General features: G+C 75.9%; 16 protein-coding genes. 14 read left to right on the forward strand and 2 right to left on the reverse strand.

The genetic code is table 11. The features are described from left to right. The first annotated feature begins 63 nt into the window (after positions 1-63). The 3 genes from ACI79R_RS02955 to ACI79R_RS02965 all read left to right on the forward strand — a co-directional run bounded on the left by ACI79R_RS02955 (position 64) and on the right by ACI79R_RS02965 (position 2,966). Positions 64-1,011 carry an o-succinylbenzoate synthase gene (locus tag ACI79R_RS02955; protein ID WP_456572083.1) on the forward strand — a complete coding sequence of 316 codons (948 nt, stop codon included), beginning with the start codon at positions 64-66 and terminating at the stop codon, positions 1,009-1,011. Beyond that, positions 1,008-2,678 carry a 2-succinyl-5-enolpyruvyl-6-hydroxy-3-cyclohexene-1-carboxylic-acid synthase gene (gene menD / locus ACI79R_RS02960; protein WP_456572084.1) on the forward strand — a complete coding sequence of 557 codons (1,671 nt, stop codon included), beginning with the start codon at positions 1,008-1,010 and terminating at the stop codon, positions 2,676-2,678. The genes ACI79R_RS02955 and menD overlap by 4 nt, the downstream gene beginning before the upstream one ends. Before the next feature lie 123 nt (positions 2,679-2,801). Further along, on the forward strand, positions 2,802-2,966 hold the full coding sequence (locus ACI79R_RS02965; RefSeq protein WP_456572085.1) for a hypothetical protein: 165 nt from the start codon (positions 2,802-2,804) through the stop codon (positions 2,964-2,966). Here the strand turns inward: ACI79R_RS02965 and ACI79R_RS02970 are convergent. Both ACI79R_RS02970 and ACI79R_RS02975 read right to left on the reverse strand, forming a co-directional pair. Beyond that, entirely contained in the window at positions 2,963-3,856 is an 894-nt protein-coding gene (locus ACI79R_RS02970) for an alpha/beta fold hydrolase (protein WP_456572086.1), read from the reverse strand. The genes ACI79R_RS02965 and ACI79R_RS02970 overlap by 4 nt on opposite strands. A gap of 23 nt (positions 3,857-3,879) precedes the next feature. Then, the gene (locus tag ACI79R_RS02975) at positions 3,880-5,151 is read right to left on the reverse strand and encodes an isochorismate synthase (protein WP_456572087.1); all 1,272 of its coding nucleotides are present in this window, start codon (positions 5,149-5,151) and stop codon (positions 3,880-3,882) included. 35 nt (positions 5,152-5,186) lie between these two features. Here ACI79R_RS02975 and ACI79R_RS02980 point away from each other — a divergent pair, with 35 nt between their 5' ends. The 11 genes from ACI79R_RS02980 to nuoF all read left to right on the forward strand — a co-directional run bounded on the left by ACI79R_RS02980 (position 5,187) and on the right by nuoF (position 15,487). Then, positions 5,187-5,906, forward strand: coding sequence for a demethylmenaquinone methyltransferase (locus ACI79R_RS02980; protein WP_456572088.1), 720 nt, complete (start codon positions 5,187-5,189; stop codon positions 5,904-5,906). Between the two features lie 86 nt (positions 5,907-5,992). Beyond that, positions 5,993-7,555 carry a DUF222 domain-containing protein gene (locus ACI79R_RS02985; protein WP_456572089.1) on the forward strand — a complete coding sequence of 521 codons (1,563 nt, stop codon included), beginning with the start codon at positions 5,993-5,995 and terminating at the stop codon, positions 7,553-7,555. A 148-nt stretch (positions 7,556-7,703) separates the two neighbouring features. After that, positions 7,704-7,853, forward strand: a complete 150-nt coding sequence (locus ACI79R_RS02990) for a hypothetical protein (protein ID WP_456572090.1) — start codon at positions 7,704-7,706, stop codon at positions 7,851-7,853. Positions 7,854-7,881: 28 nt separating this feature from the next. After that, a complete protein-coding gene (locus tag ACI79R_RS02995) occupies positions 7,882-8,550 on the forward strand; it encodes a phosphoribosyltransferase (RefSeq protein ID WP_456572091.1) in 669 nt (222 codons plus the stop codon). A 117-nt stretch (positions 8,551-8,667) separates the two neighbouring features. Then, on the forward strand, positions 8,668-9,948 hold the full coding sequence (locus ACI79R_RS03000; protein WP_456572092.1) for a geranylgeranyl reductase family protein: 1,281 nt from the start codon (positions 8,668-8,670) through the stop codon (positions 9,946-9,948). A gap of 88 nt (positions 9,949-10,036) precedes the next feature. Next, a complete protein-coding gene (locus ACI79R_RS03005; RefSeq protein WP_456572093.1) occupies positions 10,037-10,399 on the forward strand; it encodes an NADH-quinone oxidoreductase subunit A in 363 nt (120 codons plus the stop codon). A gap of 12 nt (positions 10,400-10,411) precedes the next feature. Beyond that, positions 10,412-11,089 carry a NuoB/complex I 20 kDa subunit family protein gene (locus ACI79R_RS03010; RefSeq protein ID WP_456572094.1) on the forward strand — a complete coding sequence of 226 codons (678 nt, stop codon included), beginning with the start codon at positions 10,412-10,414 and terminating at the stop codon, positions 11,087-11,089. Further along, positions 11,086-11,835, forward strand: coding sequence for an NADH-quinone oxidoreductase subunit C (locus ACI79R_RS03015; RefSeq protein WP_456572095.1), 750 nt, complete (start codon positions 11,086-11,088; stop codon positions 11,833-11,835). The genes ACI79R_RS03010 and ACI79R_RS03015 overlap by 4 nt, the downstream gene beginning before the upstream one ends. Before the next feature lie 10 nt (positions 11,836-11,845). Next, positions 11,846-13,168, forward strand: a complete 1,323-nt coding sequence (locus ACI79R_RS03020; RefSeq protein WP_456572096.1) for an NADH-quinone oxidoreductase subunit D — start codon at positions 11,846-11,848, stop codon at positions 13,166-13,168. Then, positions 13,168-14,157, forward strand: coding sequence for an NADH-quinone oxidoreductase subunit NuoE (gene nuoE, locus ACI79R_RS03025; RefSeq protein ID WP_456572097.1), 990 nt, complete (start codon positions 13,168-13,170; stop codon positions 14,155-14,157). Before ACI79R_RS03020 ends, nuoE begins: the two co-directional genes overlap by 1 nt. Position 14,158: 1 nt before the next feature. Then, positions 14,159-15,487 (forward strand): NADH-quinone oxidoreductase subunit NuoF, encoded by a 1,329-nt coding sequence (gene nuoF, locus ACI79R_RS03030; protein ID WP_456572098.1) that lies wholly within the window; start codon positions 14,159-14,161, stop codon positions 15,485-15,487. Positions 15,488-15,489: the final 2 nt, after the last annotated feature.

The following is a 15,489-nucleotide window of genomic DNA, read 5'->3' on the forward strand; positions in this document are numbered from 1 at the left end:
CGGCAGGGGCCCGCCGCGAGCGGGCGAGCGATGGGGCCGCGGGGTCCTTCTAGGGTGGCCACCGTGACGACCGCGGCGGACCCGACTGCGGTGCACGTCTACTGCGTGCCGCTGCGCACCCGCTTCCGCGGCATCGACGTCCGCGACGGCGTGCTCGTGCGCGGCCCGGCCGGCTGGGGCGAGTTCTCCCCGTTCTGGGACTACGACGTCGCCGAGAGCCGCCGCTGGTGGGCCGCGGCGCGGGAGGCGGCGGTCGACGGCTGGCCGGCGCCGCTGCGCGACGCCGTCCCGGTGAACGTGACGGTGCCCGCCGTGGACGCCGCGCGGGCGCACGCGATCGTCGCCGGCTCGGGCTGCCGCACGGCCAAGGTCAAGGTGGCCGAGCCGGGGCAGGCGCCGGCCGACGACCTCGCGCGGGTCGAGGCGGTGCGCGACGCCCTGGGCCCCGACGGCGCGATCCGGGTCGACGCCAACGCCGCCTGGGACGTCGACACCGCCGTCGCCCGGCTGCGCGAGCTGGACCGGGTGGGCCTGGAGTACGCCGAGCAGCCGTGCGCCTCGCTGGCCGACCTCGCCGCGCTGCGGCGGCGCACGGACGTGCGGATCGCCGTCGACGAGGGGGTGCGGCGCTCGGCCGACCCGCTGCGGGTCGACCTGCGGGAGGCCGCGGACGTCGTCGTCCTCAAGGTGCAGCCGCTCGGCGGGGTCCGGGCCGCGCTGCGGGTGGCCGAGGCACACGGCCTGCCGTGCGTGGTGAGCTCGGCGCTGGAGTCGTCCGTGGGGATCGCCGCCGGCGTCGCGCTGGCCGCGGCGCTGCCCGAGCTGCCGTTCGCCTGCGGGCTGGCGACGGTGGCGCTGTTCACCGACGACGTCGCCGGCAGCCCGCTGCTTCCCGTCGACGGGGCGCTCCCGGTCATCCGGCCCGAGCCCGACCGGCTGGCCGAGGTGGCCGCCGATCCGGCGACCGAGGCGCGCTGGCGGGCGCGGCTGGCCGCGGTGAGGGCGGCGTGAACCCCTCGACCGCGTGCGCGCGGGTGCTGGTCGACGAGCTGCTCCGCGGCGGCGTCACCGACGCGGTGGTGGCGCCGGGCTCCCGGTCGGCTCCCGTCGCGCTGGCCCTCGCCGACGCCGAGCGGGCCGGGCGGCTGCGGCTGCACGTCCGGATCGACGAGCGCACCGCGGCGTTCCTCGCCCTCGGCCTGGCGCGCGGCACCGGCCGTCCGGTCCCGGTGCTGACCACCTCCGGGACGGCGACCGCGCACCTGCACGCCGCGGTGCTCGAGGCCGACGCCACCGGCGTGCCGCTGCTGGCGCTGACCGCCGACCGGCCGCCGGAGCTGCGGGCCACCGGGGCCAACCAGACGATCGACCAGCCCGGCCTCTACGGCGGCGCGGTGCGCTTCGCCGCGGACGCCGGGGTGCCCGAGGCCGGCCGCGAGGAGGCGCAGAACCGCTACTGGCGGGCGCTGGTGTCGCGGGCGCTGATCAGCGCCCGCGGGGATCTCTCCGGCGACCCCGGCCCGGTGCACCTGAACCTGCCGTTCCGCGAGCCGCTGCTGCCGGACCTCCCGGTCGACCTCGGCGGCCCGTGGGCCGGCCGTCCCGACGGTGCGCCCTGGACCGCCGCGGCTCCCGCCGCCCGCCCCGCTCCCGTGCCCGACCAGGGGCCGGCCCGCACGCTGGTGGTCGTCGGCGACGCCCCGGCGGCGCTGGGCCGCGCCGCCGCCGACCTCGCCGCCGCGCAGGGCTGGCCGGTGGTGGCCGAGCCGAGCAGCGGCGCGTGGGGTGCCTCGGTACGCGGCGGGGCGCTGCTGCTGGGGGCCGCGGACTGGCTGGCCGCGCACCGCCCCGACCGGGTGCTGGTCGTCGGACGGCCGACGCTGTCGCGGCCGGTCTCCCGGCTGCTGGCCGACCCCTCGGTGCGGGTCGAGACCGTGGCGGCGTCGCCGCGGTTCGCCGACGCCGGCCGCACGACCGCGCTCGTCGGCAGGCTGCCGGCACCCGGTGTCGCCGCGGACCCCGCCTGGCGGGCGGCCTGGACCGGTGCGGCCGACCAGGTCGGGACGGCCGTGGACGGCCTGCTCGACGCTGCGCCCGCGCTGACCGCGGCCCGGCTGGCCCGCGACGTCGTCGCGGCGCTGCCGGCCGGCGCGCTGCTGGTGCTGGGGTCCTCGACGCCGGTGCGCGACGTCGACCGGCTGGCGGTGCCGCGGGGGAACGTCCCGGTGGTGGCCAACCGCGGCGTCGCCGGCATCGACGGCACGCTGTCGACGGCTGTCGGGGCGGCGCTCGCCCACGGCGGGACGGCGGTGGCGCTCATGGGCGACCTGACGTTCCTGCATGACCTCACCGGGCTGCTGACCGGCGAGGGGGAGCAGGTGCCCGACCTCACCGTCGTCGTCCCGGACAACGACGGCGGCGGCATCTTCGCCCAACTGGAGCCCGGGCAGCCCGCGCACGCGGACAGCTACCGCCGGGTGTTCGGCACCCCGCACGGCCGCGACCTCGTCGCCGTCGCCGGCGCGCTGGGGTGGCCCGCGACGCGGGTCACCGCGCCCGAGGAGCTGGCCGGGGCGCTGGCCCCCGGCGGGCCGCGGGTGGTCGTCGTCGGCACCGACCAGCGGGCCGAGGCCGACCTCGCCGTCCGGCTGCGGGAGGCCGCCGTCCGGGCGCTCTGACCGCCGGCCCGAGATCGGTCGTGCGCCACCGGGTTGTCCGGTGGCGGGGCGGGTAGGGAGCGGGGGAGTGTGCAGCAGGGCGCACGGGCGTCCGCAAGCCTGCCCGGAGCCCGGAGGTGGCCCGTGCCGACGTGGGCGTGGATCGTCCTCGCGATCGTGCTGATCGGCGGGATCCTGGCCTTCTGGGTGGCCAACGCCGCCCGGCTGGCGCGCAAGAACAAGCAGCTGCACCGGCGCGGTCCCACGGCCGCCGAGCAGCGGGCGGACGTCCGCTCCGACGACGACTAGGTCGCCGGAGCCGCCTGCAGCAGCGCGGTGAGGACCTCCCGGCCGCGGGTCCACAGCAGGGCCCCGCCCTCGTCGGCCAGCACGGTGTGCCGGGACCCGGGGACGGCGCGGTGCAGCCGGGCACCGGCGTCCGGCGCGTGCACCGGGCTGGTGTCGAGGGCGCCGTACCAGAGGTGGACCGGGACGTCGATCGCGTCGGCGGCGAAGGGCCACGGGCGCATGGACAGCAGCGTGTCCGTCGCGTAGCCCTCGGGCCCCTGCACGAACGCCTCCTCCATGGCCTGCCGGTAGGCGGCCGCGAAGGACGCCTCCTCGTACACCGCGCGGTCGGCCGGCCCGCTCATGCCGAGGACCATCTGCCACATCGCGTCGGTGGTCGCGAGCTGCGCGAACACCGCGGCCGCCGCGGCGGGGTCGGCGCCGCCGAGCTCCACCAGCCGCGCGACGTCGGGCACGAGCGCCGGCCGCACCTCCGGAGCGGCGAGCTCGTCGGTGCCGGAGACCACGGCGAGGGCGGACAGGACGCCGGCCGCCGCGCAGGCCAGCCCGAACGGCGCGCCCTGCGAGAACGCCACGCCGGCCGGGCGGCCGAGCTCCCGCAGCGCGACGAAGGCCGCGACGTCGTCGGCCCAGGTGCCGAGCGTGCGCCCGGGATGCGGATCGGAGCCGCCCAGCCCCGGCCGGTCGATCGACATCAGCCGGACGTCGAGCCCGGACAGCGCGCCGGCGGTCAGGCCGAGGTGCCGGCTGGTGGCCGCGCCGGGGAACAGCAGGACCGGGCGCCCCGTCTCCGGTCCCCACTCGGACCAGGCGAGCCGCCGGCCGTCCGGCAGGCGGGTGGACCCGAGACGCTCGGGCGCAGGGATCACGATGTCGGACGCTGCGGACACGCCGTGATCATGACGTGCCGGGCTCAGCCCTCCAGCGCCGCCTGGAACGCCGCGAACTTCGACTGGGTCTCGGCCAGCTCGGCCGCCGGGTCGGAGCCGGCCACGATGCCGCAGCCGGCGAACAGCCGGGCGCTGGCCGGATCGGCCGGGTCGAGCTGGGCGCAGCGCAGGGCCAGGCCGAACTCGCCGTCGCCGCGGGCGTCGAGCCAGCCGACCGGGCCGGCGTAGCGGCCGCGGTCCATGCCCTCCAGCTCGCCGATCACCGCGGCGGCACGGTCGGGCGGCGTGCCGCAGACGGCGGCGGTGGGGTGCACGGCGGCGACCAGGTCGAGCAGCCCGGCCCGTCCGCGCTCGCCGGACCGGCGCTGGGTGCCCACGACGTCGGTGGCCAGGTGGCGCACGTTGGCCAGGGTGAGCAGCGAGGGCTCGGCGGGCACCGAGAGCGCGGTGCAGAAGGGGTCGAGCTCGCGGACCAGGGACTCCACGGCGAGCGCGTGCTCGGCACGGTCCTTGGCCGAGCCCAGGAGGGCGGCGGCCAGCCGGTCGTCCTCGGCGCCCGCGCCACGCGGCGCCGTGCCGGCCAGCACGCGGGAGGACAGCTGCCGGCCGGTACGGCGCAGCAGCAGCTCGGGGGTGGCGCCGAGCAGGCCGTCGACGGCGAAGGTCCAGCAGTCGGGGAAGCGCGCGGCCAGCCGGTCGAGCAGCCGGCGCGCGTCGAGCGGTGCGTCGGCGGTGACCAGCAGGTCGCGGGCGAGCACCACCTTGGCGAGGTCGTCCTCGTCGATCCGGGCGACCGCGGCGGCGACCGCGGCCTGCCAGCGGACCGGGTCGAGCGCGCCGTCGGCGTAGCGCAGCCGGCCGGGGGCGGCGGTGCGTGCCGGCGCTGCCCGCAGCGCGCCGACCGGGTCGGTGTCACCGACGGCGGTGACCCAGGCCCGGCCGTCGCGGCGGCCGACGACCACCTCGGGGACGACGAAGACCGACGTCCCCGCTGCGGGGTCGAAGGCGATGCTGGCGAACACGACCGGACCCGAGCCCGGCACGCGCACCGGGTCGTCGGCGGCCAGGTCGTCCGACAGGGCCGACCACCAGGTCGCCGCGTCGGCGAGCGCGGTGGGGCCGGTGACCTCGAGCCGGGCGGCCTCGCCCCAGCCGACCAGGCCCTCGCCCCGGCGGACCCAGGAGAGGGCGCCCTCGGCCGGGAGGAGGGGGAGCAGCTCGGGGAGGTCGGGCAGCTCGACCGTGGTGACGACGGGCGCGACGGCGTCCATCGAGGTCACGGCTGCCGCGGTCACCTCCCCAGCGTAGGCAGGCCGGTAGCGTCGGCGCCGTGGGAGACCGGCGAGACAGCGCACACACCGCGGGCCTCCGGGCCGGGCTGGACAAGCAGCCCGCCGACGTCGCGGCGATGTTCGACCGGGTCGCGCGCCGCTACGACCTCACCAACACGGTGCTCTCCGGCGGGCGGGACGTCTCCTGGCGACGCGCCACCCGCGAGGCGCTGGGGGCGCGGCCGGGGCAGACGGTCCTCGACGTCGCGGCCGGCACCGCGGTCTCCACGGTGGAGCTGGCGTCGGGCGGGGTGACCGCCATCGCCTGCGACTTCTCCCAGGGGATGCTCCGGGCCGGCGCCGCCCGGCCGGTGCCCAAGGTGGCCGGCGACGCGATGGCGCTGCCGCTGGCCGACGAGAGCGTCGACAGCGTGGTCATCTCCTTCGGGCTGCGCAACGTCGCCGACCCCGACGTCGCGCTGCGCGAGTTCCGCCGGGTGACCCGTCCGGGCGGCACGCTCGTCATCTGCGAGTTCTCCTCGCCGACGTGGGCGCCGTTCCGGACCGTCTACACCGAGTACCTGATGAGGGCGCTGCCGCGGATCGCACGGGCGGTGAGCAGCAACCCCGAGGCCTACGTCTACCTGGCCGAGTCGATCCGGGCCTGGCCCGACCAGGCCGCGCTCGCCGGGCGGGTGCAGGCGGCCGGCTGGACGGACGTCGCGTGGCGGAACCTGACCGGGGGGATCGTGGCGCTGCACCGGGCGCGGCGGAGCTGAGGGCTCTCTCGGATCCACAGGCAAGACCCTGTCCACAGCAGCCTGAGCTGCGCGTTCCTGTCGTACCCCTCGGCATCATCGATCACGTGTTCGAGGGGTTCGGGGTCGGGTTGACCGTGGCGCAGGTGCTGCCTGCCGCTGCGCGTCCGCCGCTGCTGGCCGGGCAGCGGCCGGCGCGGTTGTCCGACGTGCTGCCGCCGGAGACGCGTACCGATGCCGAGCTGGCTGTCGAGCTGGAGCGGGTGCAGCAGTTGCGGTCGCGGTTGGCCGGTTACGAGGTGGGGCTGGTGGCGGAGCTGGCTGCCCGGCGGCCCGTCACCGACGACCCGGCGCCGAACACCCCGGGTGCGGCGTCTCCGGGCTGGGCCGCGGATCCGCTGCCCAGCGAGGTGAGCGAGTTCTTCCCGGACGAGCTGGCGTTGGTGCTGCGCTGTCATCGGGCGACCGCGACCGGGTTGCTGGGGTTGTCGCTGGACCTGGTGCACCGGCTGCCGGCGACCTGGGCGGCGCTGGCCGACGGGGAGCTGGACTGGCCCCGCGCCCGGGTCATCGCCCAGGAACTCGGGGTGGAGAAGGCCGGCCAGACCTCCCTCGACATCATCCGCACGGTCGAGGCGCTGGTACTGCCGACGGCGATGGAGCTGTCGGTCGCCGGGGTGCGGGCAGCGGTGCAGCGCGAGCTGCAGCGGCTGGACCAGCAGGCTGCCGACCGGCGTCGGGAGCAGGCGAAGAAGACCTCGAACGTGGAGCACCGGGCTCTGGGCGACGGGATGGCGCGGCTGGAGGTCACCGGCACCGCCGAGCAGATCGCCGCCATGCACGCCACCGCCGACCAGCTGGCCCGCGCCGCCAAGGCCGACGGGGACGACCGACCCATCGGCGTGCTGCGCGTGGCGGCGCTGCACGCCCTGATCACCCGGCCCTGGGACGACACCCGACCGCCGGTCACCGCACACATCACCGTGCTCGCCCCCCTACCCGCGCTCCAAGCCGCTTGCGAGGGCGGCGCGGTCGGTGCGGTCGACGGCCAGCCCATCACCGCCGCCCACCTGCGCCAGGTCCTCGAGCAACTCGACGCCCTGTGCCCCGGCGGCCTCCGAGCACCCCAGTGCGGCAGCCTGGACATCGCCCTGATCGACCCCGACACCGGCGAACTGCGCGCCACCCTGACCCGCGCCGAGCTCGACCGCCTCGCCCGCCGCGGCTGCCGCGACCACCCCGACGACCACACCGACCGCAGATGCGCCTGCCCGCTGCTCGACCGGCCGGCCCCCGTCGACGCCTACCGGCCACCGAACCCCACCGACCGGTTCGTGCGCACCCGCGACCAGCACTGCCGCATGCCCGGCTGCCACCACCGGGCCGGCTGGGCCGACCTCGACCACGTCATCCCCCACGCCGCCGGCGGCGCCACCGCCTGCCAGAACCTCTGCTGCCTCTGCCGGCGCCACCACCGCCTCAAGACCCACGCCCGCGGCTGGTCGTTCTCGATGACCCCCGACGGCCACCTCACCGTCACCACACCCAGCGGCATCACCCGGATCACCCGCCCACCCGGCCCCGACTGGTACCCCGGCCCCGCACCACCCGGCCTCCCCGGCCAGCAGCGGCGTGCGGTCACCGCCGATGCTGAACCGCCGCCCTTCTGACCGGCTGCGCCCACCGACCCGGGCGGCGGTCCACCCCGACCCCGTGGACCGCCGCCCGCCGAGCGCCCCGGCCGGCGTCCGCTCAGAGCGCAGCGCGCGGCCGCGCCAGGGGGTGGTCTCGACCGGGACCGGGTCCTAGCGTCGGTCCATGACGATCCCGCCGCCCGGCCCCCAGCCGCCGTCGCCGTCTCCCTCGCCGGTCGACCCGATGCCGCCGCCGATGCCCGCGCCCTACCCGACGCCCGACCCGGCCGATCCGGTCGCGCCACCGCCGGCCCCCTCGCCGGAGCCGCTCTGACCGCGGCCTGCTGAGCCGGCGGAGAGCCGTGTCCGCGCCCCGGTTCGCCGACCGCCGCGACGCCGGCCGGGTCCTGGCCGAGCAGGTCGCCGCCGCCTGCCCGCCGGCGGACCGGGCGGCCGGCCCGGAGATGGTCGTCCTCGGCCTGCCGCGCGGCGGCGTCGTCGTCGCCGCGGAGGTGGCCCGCGCCCTGGCCGCGCCGCTCGACGTGCTGGTGGTCCGCAAGCTGGGCCTGCCCGCCCGTCCCGAGCTCGCCATGGGCGCGATCGCCGCCGTCGGCGACGGGATCGAGACGGTCCGCAACGCGCACGTCCTCGCCCGCGCCGGCGTGGACGAGGCCACCTTCGCCGCGGTGCAGGAGCGGGAGCTCGCCGAACTGCGCCGGCGCACCGCCGCCTACCGCGGCGACCGGCCGCCCGTCCCGGTGGAGGGCCGCACCGTCGTCCTCGTCGACGACGGCATCGCCACCGGAGCCACCGCCCGCGCCGCGGTCGCCGCCATCCGCCAGGGGCGCCCCGCGGCCGTCGTCCTGGCCGTGCCCGTGGCCGCGCCGAGCGCGTGCGCCGACCTCGCCGCGCAGGTCGACGCCCTGGTCGTGGCCGGGGCGCCCGCCGGCTTCCGGGCGGTCGGTCAGGCCTACGCGGACTTCGGCGAGACCTCGGACGAGGAGGTGCGGGCGGCCCTCGACGGGGTGTGACGCAGGCCTCCCCGGAGGGGGTCTTGTTCCGTTGCTCACACCCCGGCCTAGACTCGGAGCAGCCGACTTTGTGAATCTCTTCACAAGGCGGGTGGGAACTCCGAGGGGGGTGCCGACGTGCCGGGGACGAACGAGGTGCCGCGCGGGTCCGACCTGCGGGCGGACGTCGTCGTGGTCGGCGCCGGTCCCGCGGGGTCCGCGGCCGCCCGCACCCTCGCCGCCGCGGGCCTCGACGTCGCCGTCCTCGAGAAGGCGGCCTTCCCGCGCGAGAAGGTCTGCGGCGACGGCCTCACCCCGCGCGGGGTCAAGGCCCTGCACGACCTCGGCGTCGACACCACCGGCTGGATCCGCCACCGGGGGCTGCGGGTGCACGGCGGCGGCCAGGTCGTCGAGGTCGACTGGCCCGCGCTCGACTCGTGGCCCGGCTACGGCCTCATCCGCACCCGCAGCGACCTCGACTCGCTGCTCGCCGCGCACGCGGAGGCCGCCGGTGCCCGGGTCACCACCGGCGTCACGGTCACCGAGCCGCTCCTCGACGACGCCGGCCGCGTCGCCGGCGTGCAGGCCCAGGTCGGCCCCGACCGGGAGCCGGCCACCTGGCGCGCCCCGCTGGTCGTCTCCGCCGAGGGGCTCTCCGGGCGCCTGGCCAAGTCGCTGGGCCTGGTCCGCCGCGAGGACCGCCCGCTGGGCGTCGCCGTCCGCCGCTACGTGCGGACGCCGCGCACCGCCGACCCGTACCTCGACATCTCCTTCGACCTCTCCGAGTCCGGCCCCAGCGCCGACTCCATGCCGGGCTACGGCTGGTCGTTCGGCATGGGCGACGGCACCGCCAACGTCGGCTTCGGCCTGCTCGACACCCGCCGCGGCACCGGCGCCGAGCCGCGCACCGTGCTGCGCCGCTGGCTGGCCACCCTCCCCGAGGAGTGGCAGCTGGGCGAGGAGCACGCGGTCACCCCGCTGCGCGGCGCCGGACTGCCCATGGCCCTGCACCGCCAGCCCGCCTACACCCGCGGCCTGCTCCTGGCCGGCGACGCCGCCGGGGTGGTCAACCCGTTCAACGGCGAGGGCATCAGCTACGCCCTCGAGACCGGGCGGATGGCCGCCGAGACGGCGGCCGAGGCGCTCGCCGCCCCGGAGGGCCCGGCCCGCGAGGCGGTCCTGCGCCGCTACCCCGCGCGCCTGGCCGAGGAGTACGGGCGGCACCACCGGCTCGGCATGGGCTTCCTCGCCCTGCTCGGCCGGCCGGGCGTCGTCCGCTTCAGCACGGCACACGGGCTCAAGCGCCCGGCGCTGGTCAACGCGGCGCTGCGGCTCATGGGCAACCTCTCCGACGGCCGGGACGGCGACCGCTTCGACCGTGCCGTCGCCGTCCTGACCCGGCTCACGCCGGCGGTGTGAAGGTGGTCAACACGATGAGCAGTCGAATCGACACGGCGAGTACAGATCGTGACCTCGATGTGACCTGCACCACCGTAGGGTGCCGCTGATGCTCTCGATGTACGTGCCGATCGTCGGCCTGTTCGCCCTGGCCGCGGCGTTCGCGCTCTTCTCGGTCACCATGGCGCCGTACGTCGGCCCCCGTCGCTACAACCGCGCCAAGCTGCAGGCCTACGAGTGCGGCATCGAGCCGGTCGACCAGCCGTTGACCGGCGGCCGCTTCCCGGTCAAGTACTACCTGACGGCGATGCTCTTCATCGTCTTCGACATCGAGATCGTCTTCCTCTACCCGTGGGCGGTGGCCAACGAGGCGCTGGGCGTCTTCGGGCTGGTCGAGATGGTCGTCTTCATCGGCACGGTGTTCCTCGCCTACGCCTACGTGTGGCGTCGCGGCGGGCTCGAGTGGGACTGAGGTAAACGGACCATGGGTCTCGAGGAGAAGCTCCCCAACGGCGTCCTGCTGACGACGGTGGAGAAGCTCGTCAACTGGACGCGGAAGTCGTCGTTCTGGCCGGCCACCTTCGGCCTGGCCTGCTGTGCCATCGAGATGATGGCGACCGGCGCCGGCCGGTACGACCTCGCCCGCTTCGGGATGGAGGTCTTCCGCGCCTCGCCGCGGCAGGCCGACCTGATGATCGTCGCGGGCCGGGTGAGCCAGAAGATGGCGCCGGTCCTGCGCCAGATCTACGACCAGATGCCCGAGCCGCGCTGGGTGCTGGCCATGGGCGTGTGCGCCAGCTCCGGCGGGATGTTCAACAACTACGCGATCGTGCAGGGCGTCGACCACATCGTGCCCGTGGACATGTACCTGCCCGGCTGCCCGCCGCGGCCGGAGATGCTGATGGACGCGATCCTCAAGCTGCACTACAAGATCCAGCACGAGCCGCTGGGCCCCAAGCGGCAGAAGGCGCTGGCCCGCGCGCAGGAGGAGGGGACCGCCCCCGACCTGCTGGTCGAGATGCCCTCCAGCGTCCGCGCCGACAAGGCCGCGCGTCGCGCCTACGAGCAGGCCGCCGCCGAGGGCCGCACCGGCCAGTTCGCCATCGAGCAGCGCGGCGGCACCGCGGTGCCGTGGCCGCAGAAGGCCGGGGCGCAGTCATGAGCAACGACGGCGGCGAGGTCGTCCCCGGCCGCGAGGAGGCCGGCTACGGCGCGAGCACCGCGGGCTCGGGGGGCTTCCGCAAGGGCGCCTTCGGGGTCAGCGGCAGCGGCGACACCTCCGGCTTCGGCGGCCTGGTGCGCGTCGAGCCCGGGGGCGCGGTCGCGCTGCACTCCACCGACCGGCCCTACGGCGGCTGGTTCGACGAGGTCACCGACGCGCTGATCGAGGCCGTCGGCCAGGCGACCTACGACGCCGCCGTCCCGCGGGTGCTGGTGGACCGGGGGGAGATCACCTACTTCGTCGTCCGCGAGCACCTGCTCACCCTGGTGCAGGCCCTCCGGGACGACGAGGCGCTGCGCTTCGAGCTGTGCAGCAGCGTCTCCGGCGTCGACTACCTCGACAGCGGCGGCCCGGCGGCCACCCCCGACCGGCCGCGGCTGCACGTCGTCTACCACCTGACCTCGATGACCTACCGCCGGCGGATCCGGCTCGAGGTCGCCGTCACCGCCGAGGACCCGCACGTGCCCTCCGTGACCGGCATCTACCCGACGGCGGACTGGCACGAGCGCGAGACGTGGGACATGTTCGGGATCGTCTTCGACGGCCACCCGTCGCTCACCCGGATCCTCATGCCCGACGACTGGGACGGCTTCCCCCAGCGCAAGGACTACCCGCTCGGCGGCGTCCCGGTGGAGTACCACGACGCGACGATCCCGCCGCCGGACACCCGGCGCGCGTACCGGTGAGGGGCACCCGATGACCACCACTCACGACCCGTACGCCGGTTCCCGGGAGACCACCGAGGGCCGCGTCTACACGGTCACCGGCGGCGACTGGGACCAGACCTTCGGCGTCGACCTGGACGGCGAGGAGCGCCTCGTCGTCAACATGGGGCCGCAGCACCCGTCGACGCACGGCGTCCTCCGGCTGGTCCTCGACCTCGAGGGCGAGACGGTGACCAAGGCCCGGGTCACCATCGGCTACCTGCACACCGGCATCGAGAAGAACACCGAGTACCGCAACTGGACGCAGGGCACGACCTTCGTGACGCGGATGGACTACCTGGCGCCGCTGTTCAACGAGGCCGGCTACTGCATGGCGGTCGAGAAGCTGCTGGGCATCGAGGTGCCGCAGCGGGCGCAGACGATCCGCGTGCTGGTCATGGAGCTCAACCGGATCGCCTCGCACCTGGTCGCGCTGGCCACCTTCGGCATGGAGATGGGCGCCCTCACCGGCATGACCAACGGCTTCCGCGAGCGGGAGCTGGTCCTCGACCTGCTCGAGGAGATCACCGGGCTGCGGATGAACCACGCCTACATCCGCCCCGGCGGCCTGGCCCAGGATCTCCCGCCCGGCGCGGTCGAGCACATCCGCGAGTTCCTCGAGGTCATGCCGGAGCGGGTGACCGGCTTCCACCGGCTGCTCACCGGCCAGCCGATCTGGCAGCGCCGGCTCAAGGACGTCGGCTACCTCGACGTCACCGGCTGCGTGGCGCTCGGCGTGACCGGGCCGATCCTGCGCGCCGCGGGCCTGCCCTGGGACCTGCGCAAGGTCGAGCCCTACCTGGGCTACGAGACCTACGACTTCGAGGTGCCCACCGCCGACACCTCCGACGCCTGGGGCCGCTACCTGGTCCGCATGGCCGAGGTGAACGAGTCGATGCGGATCATCGCCCAGGCGCTGGACCGGCTGGAGCCGGGCCCGGTGATGGTCGAGGACCGCAAGATCGCCTGGCCCGCGCAGCTGTCGCTGGGGCCCGACGGCATGGGCAACTCCCCGCAGCACGTCGCGCACATCATGGGCACCTCGATGGAGGCCCTGATCCACCACTTCAAGCTGGTCACCGAGGGCTTCCGGGTGCCGGCCGGCCAGGTGTACGTGCCGATCGAGTCGCCCCGCGGCGAGCTCGGCTACCACGTGGTCAGCGACGGCAGCACCCGCCCGTGGCGCGTCCACGTGCGCGACCCCAGCTTCGTGAACCTGCAGGCCACGGCCGCGATGAGCGAGGGCGGCATGATCGCCGACGTCATCGCCGCGGTCGCGTCGATCGACCCCGTCATGGGGGGAGTGGACCGCTGATGAGCGCCCTTCCTGGTTCCGCCGAGGGGACGGCGGTCACCGGGCTCGACTCGAGCCCGGTGCTGCCCGCCCCGGCCGACCTGCCACCGCTGACCGAGCAGACCCGGCTCGAGGCGCGGGAGATCATGGCCCGCTACCCGGTCGCCCGCTCGGCGCTGCTGCCGATGCTGCACCTGGTCCAGTCGGTGCAGGGCTACGTCTCCCCGGAGGGCGTGGCGCTCTGCGCCGAGGAGCTCGGGTTGACCAAGGCCGAGGTCGGCGCGGTCGCGACCTTCTACACGATGTACAAGCGCCGCCCCACCGGCCGGCACCTGGTCAGCGTCTGCACCAACACGCTGTGCGCCGTCCTCGGCGGGCAGCGGATCTTCGACGCGCTCTCGGCCGACCTCGGCGTCCACCACGACGAGACCGCGCCCGACGGCTCGGTCACCCTCGAGCACGCCGAGTGCCTGGCCGCCTGCGACTACGCGCCGGTGGTCACCGTCGACTACGAGTTCTACGACCAGCAGGACGTCGACAGCGCCCGCGAGCTGGTGGCCGCGCTGCGCCGCGGCGAGAAGCCGCACCCCACCCGCGGCGCCCCGCTCACCGACTTCCGTGGCATCTCCCGCCAGCTGGCCGGCTTCTCGCAGTACGACGACCCGGCCGCCGCCGTCGACGCGCCCGGCGCGCTGGAGCCCACGCTGGCCGGCGTCCGGCTGGCCGCCGAGCGCGGGGAGTCCGCCCCGCCGATGGACGGCCCGCAGGCCCCGGCGCCCGACGCCGACGAGCCGGCCGAGACCGTCGCGCCGTCCGGTCGGACGGGCGAGACGCCGGGGCAGGAGGCCGCCGACGCCCGGGTCGCGGCCGCCGACACCCCCGCGGAGCGGGCCGGCGCCGCGGGCTCGCACCCCGACGCCCCCGAGCCCGCCGGTCGGCGGCTGCCGGACGGGCGCACCGGCACCGAGCAACGCGGCTCCAGCGAGACGTCCACCGAGCGGGAGGCCTGACATGCCCCTCACCCCCGTGCTCACCTCGCGGTGGGGCGCCGAGCAGCCCTGGCGGCTGGCCACCTACGAGCGGCTGGACGGCTACTCGGCCCTCCGCACCGCGCTGACCATGGCTCCCGACGAGCTGGTCACGCTGGTCAAGGACTCCGGCCTGCGCGGCCGCGGCGGCGCCGGCTTCCCGACCGGCATGAAGTGGAGCTTCATCCCGCAGCCGAAGCCGGGGGAGACGCCCACCGGCCCGGCGGCGATGCCCAAGTACCTCGTGGTCAACGCCGACGAGGGCGAGCCGGGCACCTGCAAGGACCTCCCGCTGATGATGACCGACCCGCACTCCCTGGTGGAGGGCGTGATCATCTCGGCGTACGCGATCCGCTGCCGGTTCGCCGTCATCTACGTCCGCGGCGAGGCGGTGCACGCCCACCGCCGGCTGGTCTCGGCCGTGGAGGAGGCCTACGCCGCCGGCTACCTCGGCCGCGACATCCTCGGCTCGGGCTACGACCTGGAGCTGGTCGTGCACGCGGGCGCGGGGGCCTACATCTGCGGCGAGGAGACGGCGCTGCTGGACTCCCTCGAGGGCTACCGCGGCCAGCCGCGGCTCAAGCCGCCGTTCCCCGCGGTCGCCGGCCTCTACGGCGCCCCCACGGTCATCAACAACGTGGAGACGCTGGCCACCGTGCCGTTCGTCGTCCGCGGCGGGGCGGACTGGTTCAAGCGGTTCGGCCCGGAGAAGTCCCCGGGCCCGAAGATCTACTCGCTGTCGGGTCGCGTCGTCCGGCCGGGCCAGTACGAGGCCCCGATGGGGACGACGATGCGCGAGCTGCTGGAGATGGCCGGCGGCGTCCGGCCCGGCCACCAGCTCAAGTTCTGGACGCCGGGCGGCTCGTCGACGCCCTACTTCACCGCCGAGCACCTCGACGTCCCCCTGGACTTCGACTCGGTGGCCGCCGCCGGCTCGATGCTCGGCACCACCGCGCTCATGGTCTTCGACGAGACCGACTCGATCGTCGAGGCCACCCTGCGGTTCACCGAGTTCTACGCGCACGAGAGCTGCGGCAAGTGCACCCCGTGCCGGGAGGGCACCTACTGGCTGGTCCAGATCCTGGAGCGGATCGTGCACGGCCGCGGGACGGCAGCCGACCTGGACCTGCTCACCGACACCTGCGACAACATCCTGGGCCGCTCCTTCTGCGCCCTCGGTGACGGCGCCACCAGCTGCATCGCCAGCTCGCTGAAGTACTTCCGGGACGACTACGTCGCACTGCTCCCGCCCGAGGAGCAGGGCCGGCTGGGCCGCTCCCTCCGCCTCGAGCCCGTGGGGGCCGCCTCGTGACC

It is taken from the genome of Blastococcus sp. SYSU D00820 (genome assembly GCF_054050695.1).

What these genes read in the sequence shown, in the direction of transcription:
- ACI79R_RS02990 (WP_456572090.1), top strand. Translation starts at nt 7,704, where the DNA reads ATGACGATCCCGCCGCCCGGCCCCCAGCCGCCGTCGCCGTCTCCCTCG.
- ACI79R_RS03005 (WP_456572093.1), top strand. Translation starts at nt 10,037, where the DNA reads ATGCTCTCGATGTACGTGCCGATCGTCGGCCTGTTCGCCCTGGCCGCG.
- ACI79R_RS03010 (WP_456572094.1), top strand. Translation starts at nt 10,412, where the DNA reads ATGGGTCTCGAGGAGAAGCTCCCCAACGGCGTCCTGCTGACGACGGTG.
- ACI79R_RS03015 (WP_456572095.1), top strand. Translation starts at nt 11,086, where the DNA reads ATGAGCAACGACGGCGGCGAGGTCGTCCCCGGCCGCGAGGAGGCCGGC.
- ACI79R_RS03020 (WP_456572096.1), top strand. Translation starts at nt 11,846, where the DNA reads ATGACCACCACTCACGACCCGTACGCCGGTTCCCGGGAGACCACCGAG.
- nuoE (WP_456572097.1), top strand. Translation starts at nt 13,168, where the DNA reads ATGAGCGCCCTTCCTGGTTCCGCCGAGGGGACGGCGGTCACCGGGCTC.
- nuoF (WP_456572098.1), top strand. Translation starts at nt 14,159, where the DNA reads ATGCCCCTCACCCCCGTGCTCACCTCGCGGTGGGGCGCCGAGCAGCCC.